This is a genomic window from Rhodoferax saidenbachensis (genome assembly GCF_031457975.1).
In the GTDB taxonomy this organism is placed as follows: Bacteria; Pseudomonadota; Gammaproteobacteria; order Burkholderiales; family Burkholderiaceae_C; genus Allorhodoferax; species Allorhodoferax saidenbachensis_A.
In genome coordinates this window covers 47,163-67,836 of record NZ_JAVDXO010000008.1, presented here as the reverse complement: position 1 = coordinate 67,836, position 20,674 = coordinate 47,163, and the positions used below count along the sequence as shown (strand labels likewise).

Annotated in this window: 22 protein-coding genes and 1 pseudogene; 7 read left to right on the top strand and 16 right to left on the bottom strand. The window is 60.9% G+C overall.

Going from position 1 to position 20,674, the window contains the following annotated elements:
- Window positions 1-3 precede the first annotated feature (3 nt).
- Genes gltX through folC form a run of 6 tightly spaced genes read right to left on the bottom strand, consistent with a single transcriptional unit; the run spans window position 4 to window position 6,815 of the window.
- Window positions 4-1,404 carry a glutamate--tRNA ligase gene (gltX, locus tag J2X15_RS15970; RefSeq protein WP_310344529.1) on the bottom strand — a complete coding sequence of 467 codons (1,401 nt, stop codon included), beginning with the start codon at window positions 1,402-1,404 and terminating at the stop codon, window positions 4-6.
- 2 nt (window positions 1,405-1,406) lie between these two features.
- Window positions 1,407-2,618 (bottom strand): O-succinylhomoserine sulfhydrylase, encoded by a 1,212-nt coding sequence (locus J2X15_RS15965; RefSeq protein WP_310344528.1) that lies wholly within the window; start codon window positions 2,616-2,618, stop codon window positions 1,407-1,409.
- A gap of 3 nt (window positions 2,619-2,621) precedes the next feature.
- Window positions 2,622-4,124 (bottom strand): amidophosphoribosyltransferase, encoded by a 1,503-nt coding sequence (purF, locus tag J2X15_RS15960; protein WP_310344525.1) that lies wholly within the window; start codon window positions 4,122-4,124, stop codon window positions 2,622-2,624.
- Between the two features lie 14 nt (window positions 4,125-4,138).
- Complete coding sequence (locus tag J2X15_RS15955) at window positions 4,139-4,624, bottom strand: CvpA family protein (protein ID WP_310344522.1); 486 nt, start codon at window positions 4,622-4,624, stop codon at window positions 4,139-4,141.
- A gap of 13 nt (window positions 4,625-4,637) precedes the next feature.
- Window positions 4,638-5,456, bottom strand: coding sequence for an SPOR domain-containing protein (locus tag J2X15_RS15950; protein WP_310344521.1), 819 nt, complete (start codon window positions 5,454-5,456; stop codon window positions 4,638-4,640).
- 15 nt (window positions 5,457-5,471) lie between these two features.
- Window positions 5,472-6,815, bottom strand: a complete 1,344-nt coding sequence (folC, locus tag J2X15_RS15945; RefSeq protein ID WP_310344518.1) for a bifunctional tetrahydrofolate synthase/dihydrofolate synthase — start codon at window positions 6,813-6,815, stop codon at window positions 5,472-5,474.
- A gap of 211 nt (window positions 6,816-7,026) precedes the next feature.
- On the opposite strand from folC, the gene J2X15_RS15940 reads away from it, so the two are divergent.
- The 3 genes from J2X15_RS15940 (at window position 7,027) to argG (ending at window position 9,181) form a co-directional block, all read left to right on the top strand.
- On the top strand, window positions 7,027-7,377 hold the full coding sequence (locus tag J2X15_RS15940) for an ArsC family reductase (protein WP_310344515.1): 351 nt from the start codon (window positions 7,027-7,029) through the stop codon (window positions 7,375-7,377).
- 64 nt (window positions 7,378-7,441) lie between these two features.
- Entirely contained in the window at window positions 7,442-7,768 is a 327-nt protein-coding gene (ppnP, locus tag J2X15_RS15935; protein ID WP_310344513.1) for a pyrimidine/purine nucleoside phosphorylase, read from the top strand.
- Between the two features lie 81 nt (window positions 7,769-7,849).
- Complete coding sequence (gene argG, locus J2X15_RS15930) at window positions 7,850-9,181, top strand: argininosuccinate synthase (protein ID WP_310344511.1); 1,332 nt, start codon at window positions 7,850-7,852, stop codon at window positions 9,179-9,181.
- A 375-nt stretch (window positions 9,182-9,556) separates the two neighbouring features.
- On the opposite strand, the pseudogene J2X15_RS15925 reads toward argG, so the two are convergent.
- A pseudogene (locus J2X15_RS15925) lies at window positions 9,557-9,820 on the bottom strand (IS21 family transposase); the annotation flags it as partial.
- Between the two features lie 600 nt (window positions 9,821-10,420).
- On the opposite strand from J2X15_RS15925, the gene J2X15_RS15920 reads away from it, so the two are divergent.
- The gene (locus tag J2X15_RS15920) at window positions 10,421-12,052 is read left to right on the top strand and encodes a hypothetical protein (RefSeq protein WP_310344508.1); all 1,632 of its coding nucleotides are present in this window, start codon (window positions 10,421-10,423) and stop codon (window positions 12,050-12,052) included.
- A 296-nt stretch (window positions 12,053-12,348) separates the two neighbouring features.
- Here J2X15_RS15920 and J2X15_RS15915 read toward each other — a convergent pair whose 3' ends face one another.
- The 4 genes from J2X15_RS15915 to murB all read right to left on the bottom strand — a co-directional run bounded on the left by J2X15_RS15915 (window position 12,349) and on the right by murB (window position 15,583).
- On the bottom strand, window positions 12,349-12,882 hold the full coding sequence (locus J2X15_RS15915) for a nuclease-related domain-containing protein (RefSeq protein WP_310344506.1): 534 nt from the start codon (window positions 12,880-12,882) through the stop codon (window positions 12,349-12,351).
- Between the two features lie 86 nt (window positions 12,883-12,968).
- A complete protein-coding gene (gene dinD / locus J2X15_RS15910; protein WP_310344504.1) occupies window positions 12,969-13,811 on the bottom strand; it encodes a DNA damage-inducible protein D in 843 nt (280 codons plus the stop codon).
- A 374-nt stretch (window positions 13,812-14,185) separates the two neighbouring features.
- A complete protein-coding gene (locus tag J2X15_RS15905) occupies window positions 14,186-14,422 on the bottom strand; it encodes a DUF6566 family protein (RefSeq protein WP_310344502.1) in 237 nt (78 codons plus the stop codon).
- 90 nt (window positions 14,423-14,512) lie between these two features.
- Complete coding sequence (gene murB / locus J2X15_RS15900; protein ID WP_310344499.1) at window positions 14,513-15,583, bottom strand: UDP-N-acetylmuramate dehydrogenase; 1,071 nt, start codon at window positions 15,581-15,583, stop codon at window positions 14,513-14,515.
- A 34-nt stretch (window positions 15,584-15,617) separates the two neighbouring features.
- On the opposite strand from murB, the gene J2X15_RS15895 reads away from it, so the two are divergent.
- Genes J2X15_RS15895 through J2X15_RS15885 form a run of 3 tightly spaced genes read left to right on the top strand, consistent with a single transcriptional unit; the run spans window position 15,618 to window position 17,715 of the window.
- Window positions 15,618-16,103 (top strand): YajQ family cyclic di-GMP-binding protein, encoded by a 486-nt coding sequence (locus tag J2X15_RS15895; RefSeq protein WP_310344497.1) that lies wholly within the window; start codon window positions 15,618-15,620, stop codon window positions 16,101-16,103.
- A complete protein-coding gene (locus J2X15_RS15890) occupies window positions 16,103-16,753 on the top strand; it encodes a retropepsin-like aspartic protease family protein (protein ID WP_310344496.1) in 651 nt (216 codons plus the stop codon). The genes J2X15_RS15895 and J2X15_RS15890 overlap by 1 nt, the downstream gene beginning before the upstream one ends.
- Before the next feature lie 8 nt (window positions 16,754-16,761).
- The gene (locus J2X15_RS15885) at window positions 16,762-17,715 is read left to right on the top strand and encodes an HD-GYP domain-containing protein (protein ID WP_310344495.1); all 954 of its coding nucleotides are present in this window, start codon (window positions 16,762-16,764) and stop codon (window positions 17,713-17,715) included.
- 22 nt (window positions 17,716-17,737) lie between these two features.
- On the opposite strand, the gene plsY is transcribed toward J2X15_RS15885, so the two are convergent.
- From plsY to J2X15_RS21260, 5 genes are all read right to left on the bottom strand, one after another.
- Window positions 17,738-18,379 carry a glycerol-3-phosphate 1-O-acyltransferase PlsY gene (plsY, locus tag J2X15_RS15880; RefSeq protein WP_310344492.1) on the bottom strand — a complete coding sequence of 214 codons (642 nt, stop codon included), beginning with the start codon at window positions 18,377-18,379 and terminating at the stop codon, window positions 17,738-17,740.
- Window positions 18,380-18,410: 31 nt separating this feature from the next.
- On the bottom strand, window positions 18,411-18,902 hold the full coding sequence (locus J2X15_RS15875) for an aminoacyl-tRNA deacylase (RefSeq protein WP_310344489.1): 492 nt from the start codon (window positions 18,900-18,902) through the stop codon (window positions 18,411-18,413).
- 47 nt (window positions 18,903-18,949) lie between these two features.
- Window positions 18,950-19,393, bottom strand: a complete 444-nt coding sequence (locus tag J2X15_RS15870) for a hypothetical protein (protein WP_310344484.1) — start codon at window positions 19,391-19,393, stop codon at window positions 18,950-18,952.
- A gap of 51 nt (window positions 19,394-19,444) precedes the next feature.
- A complete protein-coding gene (locus J2X15_RS15865; RefSeq protein WP_310344482.1) occupies window positions 19,445-19,735 on the bottom strand; it encodes a DUF7684 family protein in 291 nt (96 codons plus the stop codon).
- 174 nt (window positions 19,736-19,909) lie between these two features.
- Window positions 19,910-20,434, bottom strand: a complete 525-nt coding sequence (locus J2X15_RS21260; RefSeq protein ID WP_409034293.1) for a DUF2199 domain-containing protein — start codon at window positions 20,432-20,434, stop codon at window positions 19,910-19,912.
- Window positions 20,435-20,674: the final 240 nt, after the last annotated feature.

The window sequence follows — 20,674 nt, the reverse complement described above, 5'->3', positions numbered from 1 at the left end:
TTTTCAGCCTCTGGCAAGTCTGGCGATAACTTTTTCTCTTCCGCTCAATTCAAGCACCGCATCGAGCGATGGCGTCTGCGCCGTGCCCATAACCAGCACGCGCACGGGCATGGCCAGTTGCGGCATCTTCAGGCCCGTGGCTGTCAGCACTTCCTTAATGACGGCGGCAATGCTCGCCTTGTCCCATGCACAGGCTTGCAGCTTGTCTTTCAACAAGGCAATGGCGGGCTGCACTGCATCGGTCACGTGCTGCGCCTTCTCGGCCGCATCCACCGCCACGTCGCTGTAAAACTTCGCAGCCCAGGTCGCCAAGGCCACCGTGGTGTCGCAACGGTCCTTCAGCAAACCACAGACCAGCGGCAAGTGAGAGGCAACGACGTCTTCCGACAGGCTGATGCCTTGCTTGACCAACTGCGCCGCCACCAGCGCGGCCAGGCGTGCGTTATCAGCCTGCTTGATGTAATGCGCATTGACCCACAGCAGCTTGGCTGGATCCCATTGCGCGGGGCTCTTGTTCAGGTGGGTGCCGTCAAACCAGCTCACCAGTTGCTCGCGCGTGAACAGCTCTTCGTCGCCATGGCTCCAGCCCAGGCGGGCCAGGTAGTTGAGCATAGCCTCGGGCAGATAGCCACCCTCTTCGTAGGCGGTGACGCTGACCGCACCGCGGCGCTTGGACAGCTTTTGTCCGTCGTCGCCCAGGATCACCGGGCAGTGGCCGAACTGCGGCAGCGTTGCGCCCAGCGCGTGGAAAATATTGATCTGCCAGGGCGTGTTGTTGATGTGCTCGTCGCCACGAAACACGTGGGTGATCTGCATGTCCCAGTCGTCCACCGCCACTGCAAAGTTGTAGGTGGGGATGCCATCCGTGCGCACGATGATGAGGTCATCGATCTCTCGGTTGCTGATGGTGATAGGGCCTTTGACGAGGTCGTTCCAAGTCACATCACCATCGGGTGGATTGCAAAAACGCACCACGGGCTTCACACCTTCTGGCACGGGCGGCAGGGTCTTGCCGGGTGTGGGGCGCCAGGTTCCGTCGTACAGCGCCTTCTCGCCACGCGCCTTCTTGGCTTCGCGCACGGCATCCAACTCTTCGGGCGTGCTGTAGCAGTAATAGGCCTTGCCTTCCGCAATCAACTGATCAACCACCGCCTTGTAGCGGTCCAGGCGCTGCATCTGGTAGACCGGGCCTTCGTCATACTCCAAACCCAACCAGCGCATGGAGGCCAGGATCTGGTCCACCGAATCTTGTGTGGAGCGGGCCACGTCGGTGTCTTCGATGCGCAGCACAAACTCGCCACCAAAGTGGCGGGCATAGGCCCACGAATACAGCGCGGTGCGGGCGGTACCAAGGTGCAGAAAACCGGTGGGGGAAGGCGCAATGCGCGTGCGAATTTTGCTCATGTTCAAAGGGTATTCAGACCACGCGCCAAGTCGGCGGTGATGTCATCAAGATATTCCAGGCCCACGGCCACGCGAATCAGGCCTTGGCCAATGCCAGCGGCTTGGCGCTGCACTTCGGTCAAGCGGCCATGCGAGGTGCTGGCCGGGTGAGCCGCCAAGGTTTTGGTGTCGCCCAGGTTGGTGCACAGCGACAGAACCTGCATGCTGTCCAGCACATGGAAGGCGTTCTTGCGTGCGGCGTCCGCGTCAGCAGCCTTCACTTCAAACGACAGCACCGCGCCGCCGCAACCCGACTGCTGGCGCATGGCCAGTTCGTGTTGCGCATGGCTGGCAAGGCCGGGGTAGAAAACACGGGCTACCTGCGGCTGGGTTTCCAGCCACTGGGCCACGGCCAGCGTGCTGGCGGACTGGGCCTTGACGCGGATCGCCAGGGTTTCCATGCCCTTGAGCAGCACCCAGGCATTGAAAGGCGCGAGCACCATACCGGCCGTGCGGATCACGGGCAGGAAGACTTCGTCACGCTGCTTTTGCGTGCAGCAAATGGCGCCTGCCATGACACGGCCCTGGCCGTCCAGAAACTTGGTGCCAGAGTGGATAATGAAATCCGCGCCCATGCGCACGGGGCGCTGCAGCACGGGTGTGGCAAAGCAGTTGTCCACGGCCAGGAAGGCGCCCGCGTTGTGCGCGATATCGGCCAGGGCCTGGATATCGCACACCTCGGTCAGCGGGTTGGTGGGCGTCTCGGCAAACAGCAGCTTGGTGGTGGGGCGCACAGCGGCCTTCCAAGCAGCGAGATCGGTTTGCGGCACAAAGGTGGTTTCCACGCCGAACTTCGCAAACTCGCGGCTGAACATGGGAATGACCGAGCCGAACACCGACTGCGAACAGATCACGTGGTCGCCGGCCTTGAGCAGGGCCATGCCCAGCAGTAAAACGGCGGACATACCGGACGAGGTGGCGATGGCCGCCTCGGTGCCTTCCAACGCGGCCAGTCGCATTTCCATACTGCTGACCGTGGGGTTGCCCACGCGCGAGTAGGTGAAGCCCTCTTCTTCCATGGCAAAGCGCGCGGCGCTGGACGCGGCGCTGGACTGCACGTAGCCGCTGGTGAGGTACAGGGCCTCGGAGTTTTCGCCGTACTGGCTGCGCTCCACGGCCGTGCGGACCGCCAAGGTATCGAGGTGCAGGCCGTCGGGTAAATTGCTGTGGGCCATGGGTCAGTCCGCAGGGTTGGGCAGGGCCAGGCGCGAGGTGTCTTCCTGGTTCTCTTCGCCGCCCACGCGCTTTTCGTTCAGGCGTTCGATGTCATCGGATGAGATATCGCCGGTGACGTAAATGCCGTCAAAGCACGACGCATCAAAGCCCGCCAGCTTGGTACTCAGCGAGCCGATGGCCTTCTTCATGCCGTCCACATCCTGGTAGATCAGCGCGTCGCAGCCAATGATTTCACGGATCTGCTCTACGGTGCGGTCGTGTGCCACCAGCTCGCTGCTGGTGGGCATGTCGATGCCGTAGACGTTGGGGAAGCGAACGGGCGGCGCGGCGCTGGCCAAATACACCTTGCGGGCACCGGCATCACGCGCCATCTGCACGATCTCGCGGCTGGTGGTGCCGCGCACGATGGAGTCGTCCACCAGCAGCACATTGCGGCCCTTGAATTCGCTGGCAATCACGTTGAGCTTCTGGCGCACCGATTTCTTGCGCACGCCCTGGCCGGGCATGATGAAGGTGCGGCCCACATAGCGGTTCTTCACAAAGCCTTCGCGGTACGGCAAGCCCAGCAGTTGGGCCAGCTGCGCAGCGCTGGGGCGGCTGGATTCGGGGATGGGGATGACCACGTCGATCTCGTTGGGCGGCACGGTGGAGATCACGCGCTTGGCCAGCGTCTCGCCCAGGTTCAGGCGCGCCTGGTAGACCGAGATACCGTCCATGACCGAGTCCGGGCGGGCCAGGTAGACGAATTCAAAAATACAGGGCTTGAGTGTGGGGGACTCGGCGCACTGCTGAGCGTGCACCTTGCCGTCCAGATCCACGAACACGGCCTCGCCGGGGTCCACATTGCGGTCGAACTGAAAGCCCGTGCCTTCCAGCGTCACCGATTCGCTGGCCAGCATCACGTTGCCGTCGCCATTCTTGCCCATGCACAGAGGGCGGATGCCGTAGGGGTCGCGGAAGGCCAGCACGCCGTGGCCAGCGATAAGCGCGATCACCGCATACGAACCCTTCACGCGCTTGTGCACATTGCGCACCGCGGCAAAGATGTCCAGCGGCTGCAGCGGCAGGCCGCGCGTGGTTTTCTCGATCTCGTGCGCCAGCACGTTGAGCAGCACTTCCGAGTCGCTCTCGGTATTGATGTGGCGGTGGTCGGTGTTGAACAGCTCGGCCTTCAGCGCATGCGCGTTGGTCAGGTTGCCGTTGTGCACCAGCACGATGCCGAAGGGTGCGTTCACGTAGAAAGGCTGCGCCTCTTCTTCGCTGAAGGCGTTGCCCGCCGTGGGGTAACGCACCTGGCCCAGACCGCAGTTGCCCAGCAGGCTGCGCATATTGCGCGTGCGGAACACGTCCTTCACCATGCCCTTGGCCTTGTGCATGAAGAACTTGCGCTCTTGCTGGGTCACGATGCCGGCTGCGTCCTGGCCGCGGTGCTGCAGCAGCAGCAAGGCGTCATAGATGAGCTGGTTTACAGGTGCATTGCTAACAACGCCAACGATTCCACACATAGGGTTTCACTCACTCAAGGTAAATATTTGCCAAACTCTTCAGGCAGCAGAGGCTTGAGGCCGCCAAGCACCACGGTGGTGACCTTGGGGCCGCTGGCTTCCTGCCACCAGGTGGCGGTGTGCAGCGGCGTCATGCCCACCACCACCGTCACGGCCAACAACAGCACCACGCCACGCACCAGGCCAAAGCCCGCACCCAACAGCCGGTCGGCGGGCCGCAGCCCCACCGCCGCTACCAATTTCTTGATCAGGAACGCCACCAGGCTGCCCGCAAAAATCGCCACGACAAACACCAGCACAAAGCCTGCCGCATAGCGCACCGGCTCTGCCGCATTGCCCATGGGCAGCCAGCCGGCCGCATCGGGCGCAAACCACTGCGCCACCACAAAGGCCACGGCCCAGGTCAGCAACGACAGCACCTCAAACACCAGGCCACGCCAGGCACCTATGACCATGGACAGCAGCAGCACCGCCAGAAATATCCAGTCCAAGGTGGGCATGTGGGGCCGCTGCTTACAGTTCCAAGATGGCCGCAGGCAGGCTGAGTTTTTTGATCTTGTCGGCCGCCTTTTGCGCCTCGGCCTTGTTGGCAAAGGGGCCAATGCGCACGCGGGTGCGCTGTGCGTCCTTGGTGCCCACCACCTGGGTGTAGGTCTTGAAGCCCAGCGACTCCACCTTCTGGCGCGCTTCGCGCAGCTTGGCGGCTTCTACATAGGCGCCCACCTGAACCACATAGCGGCCATCGGTCGCATCCGATTTTTTCTCGGCTGGCTTGGCGGCTGCGGCCACGGGCTTGCCATCCAGCAGGGCCTGGGCTTTGGCAGCGTCGGCTACCTTGGCGGCCGGCTTTTCAGCAGGGGCCGCCGGTTTGGGCTCGGGTTTGGGCTCGGGTTTGGCTTCAACCTTGGCTGTGGGCTTGGGCACCGGCTTGGACTCGGTGATGATGGTCTCAGCCTTGGGCTCCGGCTTGGCAGCGGGCTTGGCTTCGGGTTTGGGCTCGGGCTTGGCGGGTGCAGAGGCCACCGGCACAGGCGTTTCGCCCTCAATGGCGCCACCGCTGACCTGCGACGGAGCACCGCTGGCCACATTCACCTGGGGCGTACCCAGGGGGCGCACTTTGGCCTTGTCGGGAATCTCGATGGGGATGTCCACCGCGATGGGGCGCGGCTGGCTGTCAAACAGCAGAGGGAAACCGATGACGCCCAGCAAGACGAGTACCGCGGCCCCAATCAACCGGTGCCGTGCGCGCTTGCGCATGGCCTCCACGCTCTCGGCGGCGGTGGGTGGGGTGGGCTGCTCGTCGCCGCCTTTGCGAAACTTGAAAAAGGCCATGGATGGGGTGACGGTTCAGGTGGCTTGGGGCGGGAAGTGTTTGGCGTGCAACCTGGGCGTGCCCTGCTGCAAGACACCACCCACGGTGTAGAACGATCCGAAGACCACGATTCTATCAGCGGGGTCTGCGGCAGCGATGGCCGCCTGCAGGGCCTGCATGGGGTCGGCAAACGCCTGGGCGGAGGCGTCTTTGCGCGTGTTGTGGACGCTCCACTGGGCCTGCAGGTCAGCGCCCGACGCGGCGCGCGGCGAAGGCAGATCGGTGAAGTACCAACGGTCCATCACTGGCGACACCTTGGCGAACATGGGCGCCAGGTCTTTGTCGGCCATGGCGCCAAAAATGGCGTGGGTGGTGGGGTAAAAGCCCATGGCGTCCAGGTTGGCGGCCAGTGCGGCCACCGAATGCGGGTTGTGCGCCACGTCCAGCACCAGCGTGGGCTGGCCGGGAATGATCTGGAAGCGCCCCGGCAGCTCCACCAGCGCCAGGCCCACGCGCACGGCCTGGGCTGTGACGGGCAGCTTTTCGCGCAAGGCGGTCAGCGCGGCCAGCACGCCGGACGCATTGACCAGCTGGTTGGCGCCCCGCAGCGCCGGGTAGGCCAGGCCGCTGTAGCGCCGCCCACGGCCGGCCCAGCCCCATTGCTGTTTGTCGCCCGACACATTGAAGTCGGTGCCCACGCGCCACAGGTCAGCGCCCACTTCCATCGCGCGGTCCAGCACGCTTTGCGGCGGCACGGGGTCGCTCACGATGACCGGACGGCCCGTGCGCATGATGCCGGCCTTCTCGAACCCAATGGCTTCGCGGGTGTTGCCCAGCAGCTCCATGTGGTCCAGGTCGATGCTGGTGATCACCGCGCAGTCGGTGTCGATGATGTTGACGGCGTCCAGCCGCCCCCCCAGACCGACTTCCAGAATCACCACGTCCAGCCCTTCGCGGGACAGGGCCAGCAGGATGCCCAGGGTGGTGAATTCGAAGTAAGTGAGCGAGATTTCGGGGCCATGTTGACCGTCATTTCCCAGTCTAGCCCCCTCCACGTCTGCGAAGGCAGCTACAAATTTGCTAGCAGGCGCCGCCTCGCCATTGAGGCGCATGCGTTCTTCAAAGTGCACCAGGTGGGGCGATGTGTAGACCCCGGTCTTGTAGCCCGCCTGGCCCAAAATGGATTCGAGCATGGCGCAGGTGGAGCCTTTGCCGTTGGTGCCGGCCACGGTGATGACAGGGCAGGTGAACTTCAGGTTCAGCCGCTGGGCGACGGCGCGGACGCGGTCCAGGCCCAGTTCGATGCCGTTGATGCCCTTGGGGTGCAGGCGCTCGCAGTGGGCTAGCCAGTCTTGTAGGGTATTGGGTGGTGTTTCCATTGGGGTGGATTGTCGCAGGCATAGCTTTTTGGATCAGGCGGTGTGCTTCGGATCAGGCGGTGTGGGCGCTCTGCTTCGTGTCCCCCGCGCTACGCGCTCCTCCTTGACCTACGCAGAACGCCCACACCGCCTGATCTACCACCGTGCTGGCACACCAAGAAGGAATATCCGAAGGCGTTGCTCCGCTGCGGGCGAGTGCAAAATAGCACCCATGACCACCCTCTACGGCATTCCCAACTGCGACACCGTCAAAAAAGCCCGCGACTGGCTTACCCAGCACGGTGTGGACTACCAGTTTCACGACTTCAAAAAGCAAGGCGTCCCCACCGACCTGCTGCCCGGCTGGATTGCCACCGCGGGCCTGGACACCCTGATCAACCGCCGCGGCCCCACCTGGCGCAAGCTGGACGAGGCCACGCAAGCCAGCGTGGTGGACACGCCATCGGCCATGGCCGTGATGCAGGAACACAGCAGCGTCATCAAGCGGCCCGTGGTCGTCTGGGGCGACGGTACGGTCACCGTCGGCTTTAGCGACGCGGCCTTTGCGGCCCGCCTCCCGTAAAATCGCGGGTTGCCCGGTGCCTGGCGCGCCGGGCCCTCATTTCCATTACTTTTTGCCCAGCACCATGACCACGACCCACTTCGACAACGTTTCCGTCACCACCAAGGCCAATGTCTACTTCGACGGCAAGTGCGTGAGCCACGGCTTCACCCTGGCCGACGGCACCAAGAAGTCGGTGGGCGTGATCCTGCCCGCCACGCTGACCTTCAACACCGGCGCGCCCGAAATCATGGAATGCGTGGGTGGCAGCTGCGACTACAAGCTGGACGGCACCGACGCCTGGGTCACCAGCGGCGAAGGCCAAAAGTTCAGCGTGCCCGGCAACGCCAAGTTCCAGATCCGCGTGACCGAGGGCTTTGAGGCTTACCACTACATCTGCCACTTTGGTTGATTCGCGGTTGATCCACAGAGTCAGTCACTCCTAAATCCATAGCTGCTTGCGCATATTCCACGCGGGCTAGAGGAACATTTCATGTCAAACACCATTCTGCAAAACATCCCCGTCGGCCAAAAGGTCGGCATCGCCTTCTCTGGCGGGCTGGACACCAGCGCCGCCCTGCTGTGGATGAAGCAAAAGGGCGCCCTGCCCTACGCCTACACCGCCAACCTGGGCCAGCCGGACGAAGCCGACTACGACGAGATCCCGCGCAAGGCCATGGAATACGGCGCCATCAAGGCCCGCCTGATTGACTGCCGCCCCCAGCTGGCTGCTGAAGGCATTGCCGCCCTGCAGTCCGGCGCCTTCCACATCACCACCGCGGGCAACACCTACTTCAACACCACCCCGCTGGGCCGCGCCGTCACCGGCACGATGCTGGTGTCGGCCATGAAGCAGGACGATGTGAACATCTGGGGCGATGGATCGACCTTCAAGGGCAACGACATCGAGCGCTTCTACCGCTACGGCCTGCTGACCAACCCCGCGCTGAAGATCTACAAGCCCTGGCTGGACCAGCAGTTCATCGACGAACTGGGCGGCCGCTCTGAAATGTCGGCCTTCATCACCGCCAACGGCTTTGGCTACAAGATGAGCGCCGAAAAAGCCTACAGCACCGACAGCAACATGTTGGGCGCCACGCACGAGGCCAAGGACCTGGAGTTCTTGAACAGCGGCATGAAGATCGTGAACCCCATCATGGGCGTGCCGTTCTGGCGCGACGACTGCGTGGTCAAGGCCGAAGAAGTGAGCGTGACCTTTGAAGAAGGCCGCCCTGTGGCGCTGAACGGCGTGCAGTACCCCGACCTGGTCAGCCTGATCCTCAAGGCGAATGAGATCGGCGGTCGCCACGGCCTGGGCATGAGCGACCAGATCGAGAACCGCATCATCGAAGCCAAGAGCCGCGGCATCTACGAAGCCCCTGGCCTAGCCCTGCTGTTCATCGCCTACGAGCGCCTGGTCACCGGCATCCACAACGAAGACACCATCGAGCAATACCGCGACAACGGCCGCAAGCTCGGCCGCTTGCTGTACCAGGGCCGCTGGTTCGACAGCCAGGCCATCATGCTGCGCGAAACCGCCCAGCGCTGGGTGGCCAAGGCCATTACCGGTACCGTGACCCTGGAACTGCGCCGCGGCAACGACTACAGCCTGCTGAACACCGAGTCCCCCAACCTGACCTATGCGCCAGAGCGCCTGAGCATGGAAAAGGTGGAAGACGCGCCTTTCAGTCCGCTGGACCGCATCGGCCAATTGACCATGCGTAACCTGGACATCACCGACACCCGCGCCAAGCTGCAGGTGTATTCGAATGCAGGGTTGCTAGAGCTGGGCAAGGGTGATGATTTCTTGAAGTTGGGTAAGTAGACCAACTCCAGCCTAAAAAGCAAAAAGCCCGCTAAGCGAAATACTTGGCGGGCTTTTTTTGTTCCACGAATCGAGTAATTAACACCAAACTACCTCAAGGTTGACGCCCATCGGGAGGCATTCGGATACCTCGCACGCTACAAGCCGCAGCCGTTCAACCTGCAGGAGATTGGTGGGCCTGACGCGACTCCGGATTTCTTTGTGGGACTCACCACGGGAGCGGTTCATGTGGTGGAGGTCAAGTCGGGGAAGTTCGTCACGGCGGACGTCTTGAACCGCTTCAAGATGCATCGAAACTTTCTTATGGAGCTGGGCATCCTCCACCATCTCTGGACGGACACGGACTCTCGAAATCGCACAAATAAGCTAAATTGTGTAGATCTGCTTCAGATTGCGCCGCTGTTTCCGAGATTTTGTTGCCTCCAATTCCAGCCAGCCGGCCAGCTTTTCGGCATAGGAATCCAGCTTCTTTGAACTGACCCGCCTTGGGTAGGCAGGCTCAATTTCCTCTGAACTCAGGTACTTCTTCACGGTGTTGCGAGCCAGGCCTGTACACCTGGATATTTCGCGGATGGACACTTGTTCCCGTAGTGCCCAACGCCTGATGACATTCAATGTCGCCACGTCTAAGGCCGACAAGGAAGGTCGAGCAGGCGTCTTGCCAAACTCAAGTTGGGCCCAATAGCCGCGCGGAGGTCGCGGGATGCGGAGTTCGGTGCATAGCTGGAGGAAACCCCCAGTTGTTCTGCGACACGTAGCATAGGCGCTTTCCAAACTAGATCGTAGATGTGTTCGCGCGCGAGAGAAGCTTGCAGTGCCCTTGATGGGAATTCAGGTTGTTGGCTTGTGTCGTTGTCCATGTCGTGGCGGCCGCATGAGTTGTTGCTTAACTCAAATCGACGACCCAGGTCAATTGCGTTTAGGGTTCTGCTCTCTTGTCAAAGCAATTTTGACCGAACGAGATGTCCGGTGCCCCTCGTTTCTAGGGACAACAACTTTGACTCACTTGATCGCTCCAATTCTGAATATCGTGCGCGTAACTCGTTCATTAAACTAGACGAGCGATGGGCCTAATTTTGGCGAGAACAGGATTTTTTTGTGCCTGTGGCCAGCTGGAGATACGCGATGACTCTGAAGGAAATCACGGGCCTCCTGTGAGGCACCAAACCTGTGCCATACCTGGTCACATGTGGTTGAAATTCCTACTCGCATCTGCGACCATAGCGGTGGTGTCCTACCATGGGCCAACAGGCCCGCTGGGGCACCTATTCCAGAATGGCAAGCGCAACAGGAAGCGCGCATCCTGCACGTGTCGTAGCACGTTTTTCCTTTCTCAAGGAGGCTCCAATGACCGACCGGCTTACTCCCGACCAGACTCTTGCTGCAGGCAGCGAGATCGCGTCTCCCAATGGCCAACACCGTGCAGTGATGCAGGGCGATGGCAATTTCGTCGTGTACCGCGCCAACGGCACGCCGAAATGGGCGACCGGAACCGATGGCCGCGCCATTGGTGGGATCATCATGCAGGGCGATGGCAACCTGGTGATGTATGACTCGAACGGCCCGGTCTGGGCCTCGGGTACCGATGGGCATCCCGGCGCGGTGCTGGTCATGCAGGATGACGGCAACCTGGTGATCTATGGTGTCGACGGCACGCCCCTATGGGCCACCGGCACCAACATCACGATGATGCGGGTGACAGGCTTCTTGCCCACGATGAACGGATTCCATTTCTCGAACGCCTTCGCCCATGCGCCGGATATCCAGATCAACATCCTGGGCCAGAATGTTGCCATTGGCGACGCGGCCAACGGACTGTGCGGCGGCATGGCCTTTGCGGCGCGCGATTTCTTCCAGGCTGGGCAGCGGCCTCCGGCGCGGAAGGACAGCCCGACCTCGGGGGTGCTGTTCGACCTACTGGTTCGGCGGCTGTTTGACAGCTTCGAAATTCCGGTCGGCCCGGCCCGCTACGCCGCTCTGATGAGCCCAGACTTGCCTGATCACGAGACCGCATTGAGCGAGATCGGCCTTGCGCCGCATGGCCGGGCCTGGGTGACGATCGTCGAGGAATGGCCGAAGATCCGCGCCGGGATCGATGGCGGTATGCCAATGCCGATGGCGCTAATCCTAATCAAGGACCGCGACGTTTTCCAGATGGGCAACAACCATCAGGTGCTGGCCTATGGCTATGACATGGACGGCAATGACCTATCGATCCTCGTCTATGATCCAAACTGCCCTGACGACAACAACGTGCGGATCAACCTGGACCTCGGCAATCCGCGCCAGACGACCCGGATGTGGCATTCGCATATCGATTCCGCCAGGAAGGAAGTGGTAGAAAACGTCTTCGCCTTCTTCAGCCAAGGCTATGCCTTCATCATGCCACCCGCGATCCCGACCCCTGACCCGGCGGCGGTTGAGCGCAGCTTCAAGATCACCAATGCGACACCTGGCGATCAATTGGTCAAGGTCTTCAATCCGGGTGACACAGCGATGCTGGCGCCGCTGCCAGCCGGAGAGTTCAATGTTCCGCCGAACCAGTTCGGGACCTGGGTCTTCCACAAGATGCTGAGCCAAGTGCGGCTGACGGCAAACGACCGCTTCCTGGGGCTGGCCAGTCCGGGTGACGCAATCACCATCACCGGCGATGACACGGTGGAGTTCCGGAACACGGGGCAACTGGCGATGCCGGTGCGCGTCTACAAGGCCACGGACGATCTGATGTGGGTGACGCTGCCAGGCGGGCAATTCACCGTCGGGGCGGGGGAAATCTTCCGCTATACGATCCCTGCCGACGTGACCACGATCAAAGCCATCATCAACGGTCAGAGGTCAAACGCCGTGCGCGGTCAGGTGATCATCTTCTAAAGGCAGCCCCACGCGACCCTGGTAGCCCAGAAGGATCAGTTGTTATTGCTGCGCTGGTGCCCCCATGTTGCTCAAAATTGGAAGCCGGGCAATCTGCACTCAGCCGCGTTCATATGCGTCAGATCGCAAGGCAATTGGGGGCTAGTCCACATGAACTGCTTGCTGAAGCAGATGGTTATGTCCGGCATTTGGAATGCCTAAGGTGTATCCGTCACAGATGAGAGGTCTGTAAGCGCTGGAGAAGTATTGATTGGCTTGGGGATCCTGGCAGCACTTTTTGCCGCCGTAGGTGGTGGCTAAGGTTGGGCTCCAAATAGAGTGGCTAACTTTGACAACTTGAGCGCTCTAATCTTGAATTCTGTGCACGTAACTTGTTGATTTGATTGGGCGGGCGTTTGGCCTAACTTTGGTAATGCCCACCAGGATGCACGCGTGGCGGCGGCTTTGCTCGTAGGGGGATGGAATGCCGTAGCGGTCTTTGCCATAGCGCACGGTGAACCTACCATGGGCGTTGACTTCCAGATCGCCCGAGTAGTTTTGGTCTCGATCAGCACCATGTAGCCGGTGCGATTGATGACCAGGTGGTCGATCTGGGCTACTTCGCCGTCCACCTGCAGGCGCAGGTCGTGCAGCAGCACATTGTTTTGGCCGTCTTTATAGTGGCCATCCAGGTAAAAGGCGGCGGCGCGCTCGCCCTTGATGCCTGCATTCAGGTTGCGCAGTTCGTCGCGCAGCCAGTCTTTTTGGCGGTTGTCCAGCAGGCTGGACTTTTGCAGGTCTTCCAGCAGCGCCAGGAGCTTGGACTTGTCGTCGGCTGATTTGATCAGCATGGTTTTTTACCTCTCCCGTTTTATCGCAAGACTATACCTGCGCCCGGGGAGAGCAATTGCACCAAAGCCATGGTGCGGCGGATGCTTCAGGTGTCTAGTCTGTCTGGCTTGTCAATCGCCTTCTTGTCTTCGGATGCCAGCCGCCGCTCCACCTTTTTTACATCCTCCGCAGGCGGCAGGGCCTCCGGACGAATACCTCGCTCCAGCAAGGTATTGCGCACGGCCTTGTTGTTGGTGATGTGCTCGGCAGAGATAACCTGTTCGCTTTCCATCTGGTGCTGGCGGGCGTTGAAGATGGTGATTTCGGTGGCGAAGTCTTTGGCCTTGAGCAGGATGGTTGGCGCAAAGTCGGCCAGCGGGCGGCTATCGGGCACCTTCCACTGGGCTTTCATAGCCTGGGTGCTTTTGCCGAACAGCGCGTGGTCGCCTTTGCTGCGGATGAGGGCGAAATCCTGGTTGCCGCCAGTCTGCTCAAAGATCACGTGCGAGAGCTCTTTTTCGGTCTCGCTGAGTTTGCGTCGGGCGTGTACGCGCTCCAGAGCAAGCATGCGCTCTTCGATGAGTTCAGCGCGGCGGGTCTGCACAGCAAAGTACGTCTGTGCAAAGGCAATCTCAGGTTTGCGTGGATCGCCATTCTGGGCAATGAGATAGCAGGCATAGCGCGTGAGGATGATGTCGTCAATTTCACGCTCACTGCCGGACCCGAGTTGAACCATTTTGTTGACGTCAACAAAATGGTTGCTCACTGTGTGACCGCTGACCTCACAAGCAGTTTTGGCTTTGCTCACTACTTGACCAAAATTGCGCCACTCGGTGTAGCCCAGCAAGTGCTGAATGTCGCGGGCCAGCCAGTACTCCACTCCACCTTCTGTTTGCTGCGCGTGGCCTTCAAAGGTGTCGGTGAGGGACTGCACGATTTCAGTTTTCATAATTACTCCACTTTTGGCTGGCCGTTCGGTGCCCTTTCAGTTATCCGGAAATTCCGGAGAGTTGCTTCCCGAGGTTGGCTCACCATGTCAGGCAATGATACTGTTATTTCATACAGCACCCAGACATCAGTGCTGCGCACGGTTCGAAAGATGTCTTTAATAGAAAGCGCCGCTTTTAAAGCGAGCTTGAATAGAAGGGCCCGACGGACCGAAACCCGTGGCCGCTAACTCTCTACAAGCAAAACTGACCGATAGCCCCGTGGAATATGCGCAAGCAGCTATCAAAAGCATAGCGCCCTCCCGGGCGCCGGCTATACCAGTTGCCGCAACTGCACGATATCGGGCTCCTTGGAGGTACTCCTAAAGGCCCTCCCTCACACCCGCCCCGCATCAATCAACGCCCGCGCATAGTCATACGCCGCCAACACCGCCTGCTCTTCGCTGGGGAAGTCGTTGGGCACTGCGCGGCGTGGGGCGGTTTCGGTTTTCAGGCGGGTGAATTCGGCGCCGCGCTCTATACAGACGGCGGCGCGCCAGCGGTGGGTGGACTTGCGTTCGGTGCTGACGCGGGCGCAGTAGCCTGCATGTTCGATGGGTGCAAAGGCAGACATGACAACCTCCATTTCTGCAAAGACATGGAGGCAACGTTAGTCCGATTGCGGGTGGTAAGCAAGCCCGCGCAGGGGGACTTTGCCGCGTGTTTACACCACCACAGGCTCTGGCTCCAGCCGGATGCCAAAGCGCTCGTACACGCTGGTCTGGATGGCTTTGGCCAGCGTCATCACCTCGCCACCCGTGGCGCCGTTGCCGTCCACGCCCGCGCCGCGGTTCACCAGCACCAGGGCCTGGCGCTCGTACACGCCGGCCTGGCCCACGCTCTTGCCCTTCCAGCCGCAGGAGTCGATGAGCCAGCCGGCGGCCAGCTTCACCGAGCCGTCGTCCATGCGGTAGTGCACCACCTTGGGGTCGCGGGCGATGATGTCGGCGCACTGCTCGACGCTGACCGTGGGGTTCTTGAAGAAGCTGCCGGCGTTGCCGATGACGGCGGGGTCGGGCAGCTTGGCGCGGCGCACCTCGCACACCCAGTTGTAAATCTGGCGCGCCGTGGGCTGTTGGATGCCACTATCGGCCATCTTGCGTTCCAGGTCGGCATAGCCCAGCACGGGTTTCCAGACCTTGGGCAACGCAAAGCGCACGCGCAAAATCAGCGCCCGGTCTTTCAGGCCCAGCGACTGCCCCCCAGCCGTGGGCAACGGGCCGCCGTGCTTGAACACTGAATCGCGGTAGCCAAAGGCGCACTGGGCGGCGTTCAGCGTGAAGACCTGGCCGGTTTGCAGGTCGATGGCGTCCAGCGATTCAAACCGGTCCTGCAGCTCCACGCCGTAGGCGCCCACGTTTTGCACCGGGGCGGCGCCCACGGTGCCGGGAATCAGCGCCATGTTTTCCAGGCCGGGGTAGCCCTGGTCCAGCGTCCAGGTGACAAAGTCGTGCCAAGCCTCGCCGGCGCCGGCTTCCACCACATAGTGTTTGTCGGTCTCGGCCACCAGGCGGCGCCCGGGCACCTCCACCTTCAGCACCAGGGGCTTCACGTCGCCCGTCAGCACGATGTTGCTGCCCCCGCCCAGTACGAACTTGGGGGCCGGGCCCCAGGTGGGGTCGGCCAGCAAGGCTTGCAGGTCAGCCTCGCTGGCAATGCGCGCCAGCGCATGGGCCTTGGCGACGATGCGAAAGGTGTTGTAGGCCTGCAGGGGAACGTTTTTCTCGACTAACATGGCAGGATTGTCTCACTGCCATTTCGAGTCCCGTATGCCCTCTTTTGATACCGTCTGCGAAGCCAACCTGGTCAAGGTGAAAAACGGTGTGGAAAACACCGTCAAGGAAATCACCACCCGCTTCGACTTCAAGGGCACGTCCGCCAAGATCGAGATCAAGGACAAGGAAATCACCCTGATCGGGGATGCCGAGTTCCAACTCGACCAGATTGAAGACGTGCTGCGCAACAAACTGACCAAGCAGGAAGTGGATGTGCGCTTTCTGGACCGTGGCGATGTACAAAAAATGGGCGGCGACAAGGTCAAGGTCGTTATCAAGGTGCGCAACGGCATCGAGAGCGAGCTGGCCAAGAAAATCCAGCGCCTGATGAAGGACAGCAAACTCAAGGTGCAGGCCGCCATCCAGGAAGAAAAAGTGCGCATCACCGGTGCCAAGCGCGACGACCTGCAGGCCGCCATGGCCCTGATCCGCAAGGACGTGACCGATATCCCCCTGAGCTTCGACAACTTCCGCGACTGATGGCCTGCGTCCGCCCCCTCCTCGCAGCAGCCTGCCTGTTCCTGGCGCACAGCGCCTGGGGGCAGACCGTGGCCATCAACGGGCTGCTGGGTGACAAGGCGCTGGTGATTGTGGATGGGGGGTTTCCCAAGAGCGTGGCAACTGGCGAAACCTACAAGGGTGTCAAGGTAGTTTCCATCCGCGGCGACGCAGTGACTGTAGAAGTGGGCGGCCAGAAGCACACCGTGCGCGTGGGCGATGCGCCCTCCAGCGTGGGCAGCGGCGTCGGCCAGCAGCTCAGCGGCAGTCGCGTGGTGCTGACGGCCGGCCCCGGCGGCCACTTCATGAGCGAAGGCCAGATCAACGGCCGCGTGGTGCAGTTCATGGTGGACACGGGTGCCACCACGGTGGCGCTCAGCGTCAGTGATGCCAAGCGCATCGGCCTGAACTACCAAAGCGGCCAACCTGTGCAAATGGGAACGGCGAACGGCGTCACCCAAGGTTGGCGTGTCACCCTCGACTCGGTGCGTGTCGGAGATGTCATGGTGACGGGTGTCGATGCCGTGGTGTCCCCCAGCAGCATGCCCTATGTGTTGCTTGGAAACAGTTTCTTAAATCGTTTTCAAATGAACCGCAACAACGACCAGATGGTGCTGGAGAGACGCTTCTAGGCCTTGCGATGAAAGTCCGCGACGAAAACGAATACGAGGACCTGCTGGGCCAATGGTCGGACCTGGAGAGTGGCCTGGGCATCATCCTCAGCAACCCGGCCAACACCCAGCAGTTTGCGCACCGCGTGGTGCAGTACGACCGCTGGATGCAGGGTCTGCTGCAGCGCGACCCCGATGTGGGCCTGTACCTGCTGTTCCAGCTGGCGAGCAACTCGCCCGTGGGCTACAGCGCCTCCCACGCGCTGGTGTGCGGCGTGCTGTGCCACCTGGTGGCCACCGAACAAAACCTGCCCGTCAAAGAACGCAACAGCCTGGTGCATGCCGCGCTGACCATGAACATCGCCATGACGGCCCTGCAGGACGAGCTGGCCAGCCAGGTGGAAAAGCCCAGCCCGCAGCAGCAAGACGCCATCCGCGCCCACACCATCAAGGGCGCGATGATGCTGGCCAACCTGGGCGTGAGCGACGACGACTGGCTGGACATCGTCTCCAGCCACCACGACGAGAGCCTGGAAAAGGAAGACCTGCGCACCGCCGCAGTGTCGGCAAAGCTCGCGCGCATCCTCATGGTGGTGGACCGCTATGCGGCCATGATCAGCCCGCGCAAATCACGTTCGGGCCGCAGTGCCATTGAATCAGCACGTTCCATCATGACCCGCGCCACATCTTCAGTGGACGAAATTGGCCACGCCCTGGTGCGCGCCGTGGGCCTGTGCCCGCCCGGCACCTATGTGCGGCTGGACAACGAAGAGCTGGCCGTGGTGGTGCGGCGCAGCCACAAGAACAACCAGCCCTTTGTAGTGGTGGTGGGCAAGCCCAGCGGTGAACTGGAACCCAGCCCGCGGCTGCACAGCACGGCAGAGGCCTATCCGCGCATCCGCTCGGCCCTGCCCTCAGCAGCGGTGCGCTCGCCGCTCAACCACTTCCACATCCTGCAGCTGGGCAGCCACGCGCTGGCCTGAGCCCGCGCGGCCACCCGCCGCATCACGCTTTCTTTTTGCTGCCGAGCTTGGACTCGGTGCCCTTGATCAGGCGCGAGATGTTTTCCGAATGGCGCCAGATCAGCAGCAGGGACATCACGATGGCGGACAGCAGCAGGCTCTTGTCCATCACCCAGGCCACGCCGTCACCAAACGCGTAGTACACCGGCGCAAACACCGCCGCCACCAGAGAGGCCAGCGACGAGTAGCGGAAGGCATAGGCAATGATCAGCCAGGTCAGCCCCACGGCCAGCCCCAGCCAGCCGCTAGTGGCCACAATCACGCCCATGGCCGTGGCCACGCCCTTGCCGCCCACAAAGCGGAAGAACACCGGGTACAGGTGGCCCAAAAACGCGGCCAGCCCCACCAGCGCCATGGTGCCCTCTTCCAACCCATAGGGCTTACCCCACCAGGCCACAGCCATCACCGGCAGCCAGCCCTTGAGGGCATCGAGCAGCAGCGTCACAATGGCTGCGGCCTTGGAGCCCGAGCGCAACACATTGGTGGCGCCAGGATTCTTGCTGCCATAAGTACGCGGATCGTTCAGGCCCATCACGCGGCTCACGATCACGGCAAACGAGAGCGAGCCCACCAGGTAGCCCGCCAGCGCCGCCAGGGCGGGGTAAAAAGCTGCAACAGAATTCAAACCAGTCTCCAGTCCATGCGCGGTGCGCGGGTCAATCGTCCAGTGCGCACTGTACCTGCTTGGCGCCCAGCAACTGCACGCAAACACTAGGGTCTATCCCCACCAGATAGCCACGCCGCCCGCCGTTGATGCAGATGCGGGGCAGCTCCAGAATGGTGGACTCGATGTACACCGGCATGGTCTTGCGCGTGCCAAACGGCGAGGTGCCGCCCACCAGGTAGCCGCTGTGCCGATTGGCCACCTCGGGCGCGCAGGGCTCTACCGATTTGGCGCCAATCTGCCGCGCCAGGTTCTTCGTCGACACCTTGCGGTTGCCATGCATCAGCACCACCAGCGGCTTGGCGTCCTGGTCCTGCATGATCAGCGTCTTCACCACCGTGAACGGATCAAACCCCAGCACCTCGGCACTGTGCTGCGCGCCGCCGTGCTCCAGGTACTCATAGGGGTGCTCGGTAAAGGCAACCTTGTTCGCCTTCAGCAGCTGGGTCGCGGGGGTTTCAGAGACGTGGTCTTTTTTGGCCATAGGGGCGTATTTTCATACGACTTGGGGGCATCCTCTTGATCGAGAGGCTAGGCCACTTGGTCATCAATGAGCTCCAACAGGTCAGCTGCACTCTTGGCGCACTCGTCGTTCCCTTTAGCGAGCGGCGCGACCTGCCGACGCATTGAACGAATGAACGCGTTGAGTGTTTCTTGGACTGAAGCCCCGAGGTAGTTCTCGTAACCCTCTTCCGGCACGAATGAGCCACCGAGATCAATGAGTGACTCCATCACCGCTCGCTGGGCCCATGCTTTCCCATGCATGAGGATCTGTTCAATTTCAGGAAGAACACCCAATACGACTGGATAGAAGGTTCCGGCGTGGTTGTTTCCTATTGCCCAGAGAAACGCATCGTAGGCTTCGTCCGCCGTCGATTCGTCCTCCGCGTGGCGAAGGGCGTCGAGTGCTGCCTCCACGCTACCTGATTCGTTCGATTCCGGCTGCGGAAACTGACTGAGGTTGAGCGGTCTCATTGCTGCTGAAGATTGAAAGCGCAATTCCGAATTCGCCACATCGAGGCAACTTCAAACATAAATTACCTCAACTTTATGCGTCTGAACACAGGTGAAGGATTCGGCAAAAGCAATAACTTCCTCAACTGATTCATCCGGATGAGAAGTAGTAGTAATGAAATGGAGGCTTTCGCCACTAGGTCCGATACACAGCCAATCCAGCGCATCTTCCCAATTGGCGGCATCAACGCCAACAGCACAAAATAGTTCAACTTTGTCATCCACTAACTGCTGCAGCACAGCGGCACCGCAACCGACGGTGTACGGTGAGCTCGATACCAAAACAACTTTTCCAGCATGCATATTGGGCGGGTCGGGGTTCAAAAAGACAAAGGCATTTCAAAGACTACGGTGCCGCATGTCAGAGACGAAAAACGTGGAATCCCGGAGCCAGAATGCTGCCTGGGTCATTCGCATAGTTTGTCATGAACTCACGGAACGAGCCGACAAACGCCTCGCACCGTTCCAAAATAGTCGTCATCGTTTGAGTTGGGCGTCACCGCTCCCATGTAGTGCGGCTTCGGCAATTTGCTGGACTCGAGCCATTGATATGCCGGTGTGTTGCTCCACAGAAAGAGGGTGGCTAGTTTTCTCCAACACAATACTTGGCCGTTCACCAAGCGGCATTGTTTGGAGCTGTGTTTTGAGACTCAGCGTTGTCGACTCATAAGGCAGAGCGCTTTGTAGCCAGCCAAAGTATGGTGGCTCGTTTTCCCTGCCTTCACTCTCCCACAGCTGACATGTGCGAAGGAAGTTTTCTTCACTCAACGAGACCCAAGCCAACCAAATGAATGGGCCAGGCCCGTCGGTTACGGGGATTGTGATGCGCCCAAGGACAAAGAAATGTTTGCCATCTATCACGCACTGATCTGATGAAAGCTCGCCTCGCGCTCCTCGCTCGGCCTCTGGTATTGAGTACCAAAGGTATGGAGCGCTCGAGCCAAAGCACATTGGCAATTCATCGTGCCGTTTGCCGCAGGTTGTGCAGAGGTAGCCGCTCATGGTGACACCCGAAGATTGAATTCAGTGCCTGGCGAAGCCAGTCTGCTTGAATGAAGAGTTGGACTCATGACCTGTTGTCCCCGCCAATATGGCCTCCTGTTGAGCCTGATTGAATTACTCGCTTCGTGCTCTTCGGAACCAGATAGACCAGAAGAATGGCCGGCATTAAAACGACCGCCAGGACTTTCGCTGCTGCCGATTTCGAAGACCAGAGATTCAGAATCACGATGCCAAATAAGA

Excerpts from the sequence above, each read along its gene's own strand:
- J2X15_RS15885 (WP_310344495.1), top strand. The coding sequence starts at position 16,762 with ATGAAAGTCCGCGACGAAAACGAATACGAGGACCTGCTGGGCCAATGG.
- J2X15_RS15920 (WP_310344508.1), top strand. The coding sequence starts at position 10,421 with ATGGGCCAACAGGCCCGCTGGGGCACCTATTCCAGAATGGCAAGCGCA.
- J2X15_RS15865 (WP_310344482.1), bottom strand. The coding sequence starts at position 19,735 with ATGCATGCTGGAAAAGTTGTTTTGGTATCGAGCTCACCGTACACCGTC.
- J2X15_RS15890 (WP_310344496.1), top strand. The coding sequence starts at position 16,103 with ATGGCCTGCGTCCGCCCCCTCCTCGCAGCAGCCTGCCTGTTCCTGGCG.
- purF (WP_310344525.1), bottom strand. The coding sequence starts at position 4,124 with ATGTGTGGAATCGTTGGCGTTGTTAGCAATGCACCTGTAAACCAGCTC.
- J2X15_RS15940 (WP_310344515.1), top strand. The coding sequence starts at position 7,027 with ATGACCACCCTCTACGGCATTCCCAACTGCGACACCGTCAAAAAAGCC.
- folC (WP_310344518.1), bottom strand. The coding sequence starts at position 6,815 with ATGGAAACACCACCCAATACCCTACAAGACTGGCTAGCCCACTGCGAG.
- gltX (WP_310344529.1), bottom strand. The coding sequence starts at position 1,404 with ATGAGCAAAATTCGCACGCGCATTGCGCCTTCCCCCACCGGTTTTCTG.
- ppnP (WP_310344513.1), top strand. The coding sequence starts at position 7,442 with ATGACCACGACCCACTTCGACAACGTTTCCGTCACCACCAAGGCCAAT.
- J2X15_RS15895 (WP_310344497.1), top strand. The coding sequence starts at position 15,618 with ATGCCCTCTTTTGATACCGTCTGCGAAGCCAACCTGGTCAAGGTGAAA.
- J2X15_RS15950 (WP_310344521.1), bottom strand. The coding sequence starts at position 5,456 with ATGGCCTTTTTCAAGTTTCGCAAAGGCGGCGACGAGCAGCCCACCCCA.
- J2X15_RS21260 (WP_409034293.1), bottom strand. The coding sequence starts at position 20,434 with ATGAGCGGCTACCTCTGCACAACCTGCGGCAAACGGCACGATGAATTG.
- J2X15_RS15955 (WP_310344522.1), bottom strand. The coding sequence starts at position 4,624 with ATGCCCACCTTGGACTGGATATTTCTGGCGGTGCTGCTGCTGTCCATG.
- dinD (WP_310344504.1), bottom strand. The coding sequence starts at position 13,811 with ATGAAAACTGAAATCGTGCAGTCCCTCACCGACACCTTTGAAGGCCAC.
- J2X15_RS15915 (WP_310344506.1), bottom strand. The coding sequence starts at position 12,882 with ATGCTGATCAAATCAGCCGACGACAAGTCCAAGCTCCTGGCGCTGCTG.
- J2X15_RS15905 (WP_310344502.1), bottom strand. The coding sequence starts at position 14,422 with ATGTCTGCCTTTGCACCCATCGAACATGCAGGCTACTGCGCCCGCGTC.
- argG (WP_310344511.1), top strand. The coding sequence starts at position 7,850 with ATGTCAAACACCATTCTGCAAAACATCCCCGTCGGCCAAAAGGTCGGC.
- J2X15_RS15965 (WP_310344528.1), bottom strand. The coding sequence starts at position 2,618 with ATGGCCCACAGCAATTTACCCGACGGCCTGCACCTCGATACCTTGGCG.
- J2X15_RS15870 (WP_310344484.1), bottom strand. The coding sequence starts at position 19,393 with ATGAGACCGCTCAACCTCAGTCAGTTTCCGCAGCCGGAATCGAACGAA.
- murB (WP_310344499.1), bottom strand. The coding sequence starts at position 15,583 with ATGTTAGTCGAGAAAAACGTTCCCCTGCAGGCCTACAACACCTTTCGC.
- J2X15_RS15875 (WP_310344489.1), bottom strand. The coding sequence starts at position 18,902 with ATGGCCAAAAAAGACCACGTCTCTGAAACCCCCGCGACCCAGCTGCTG.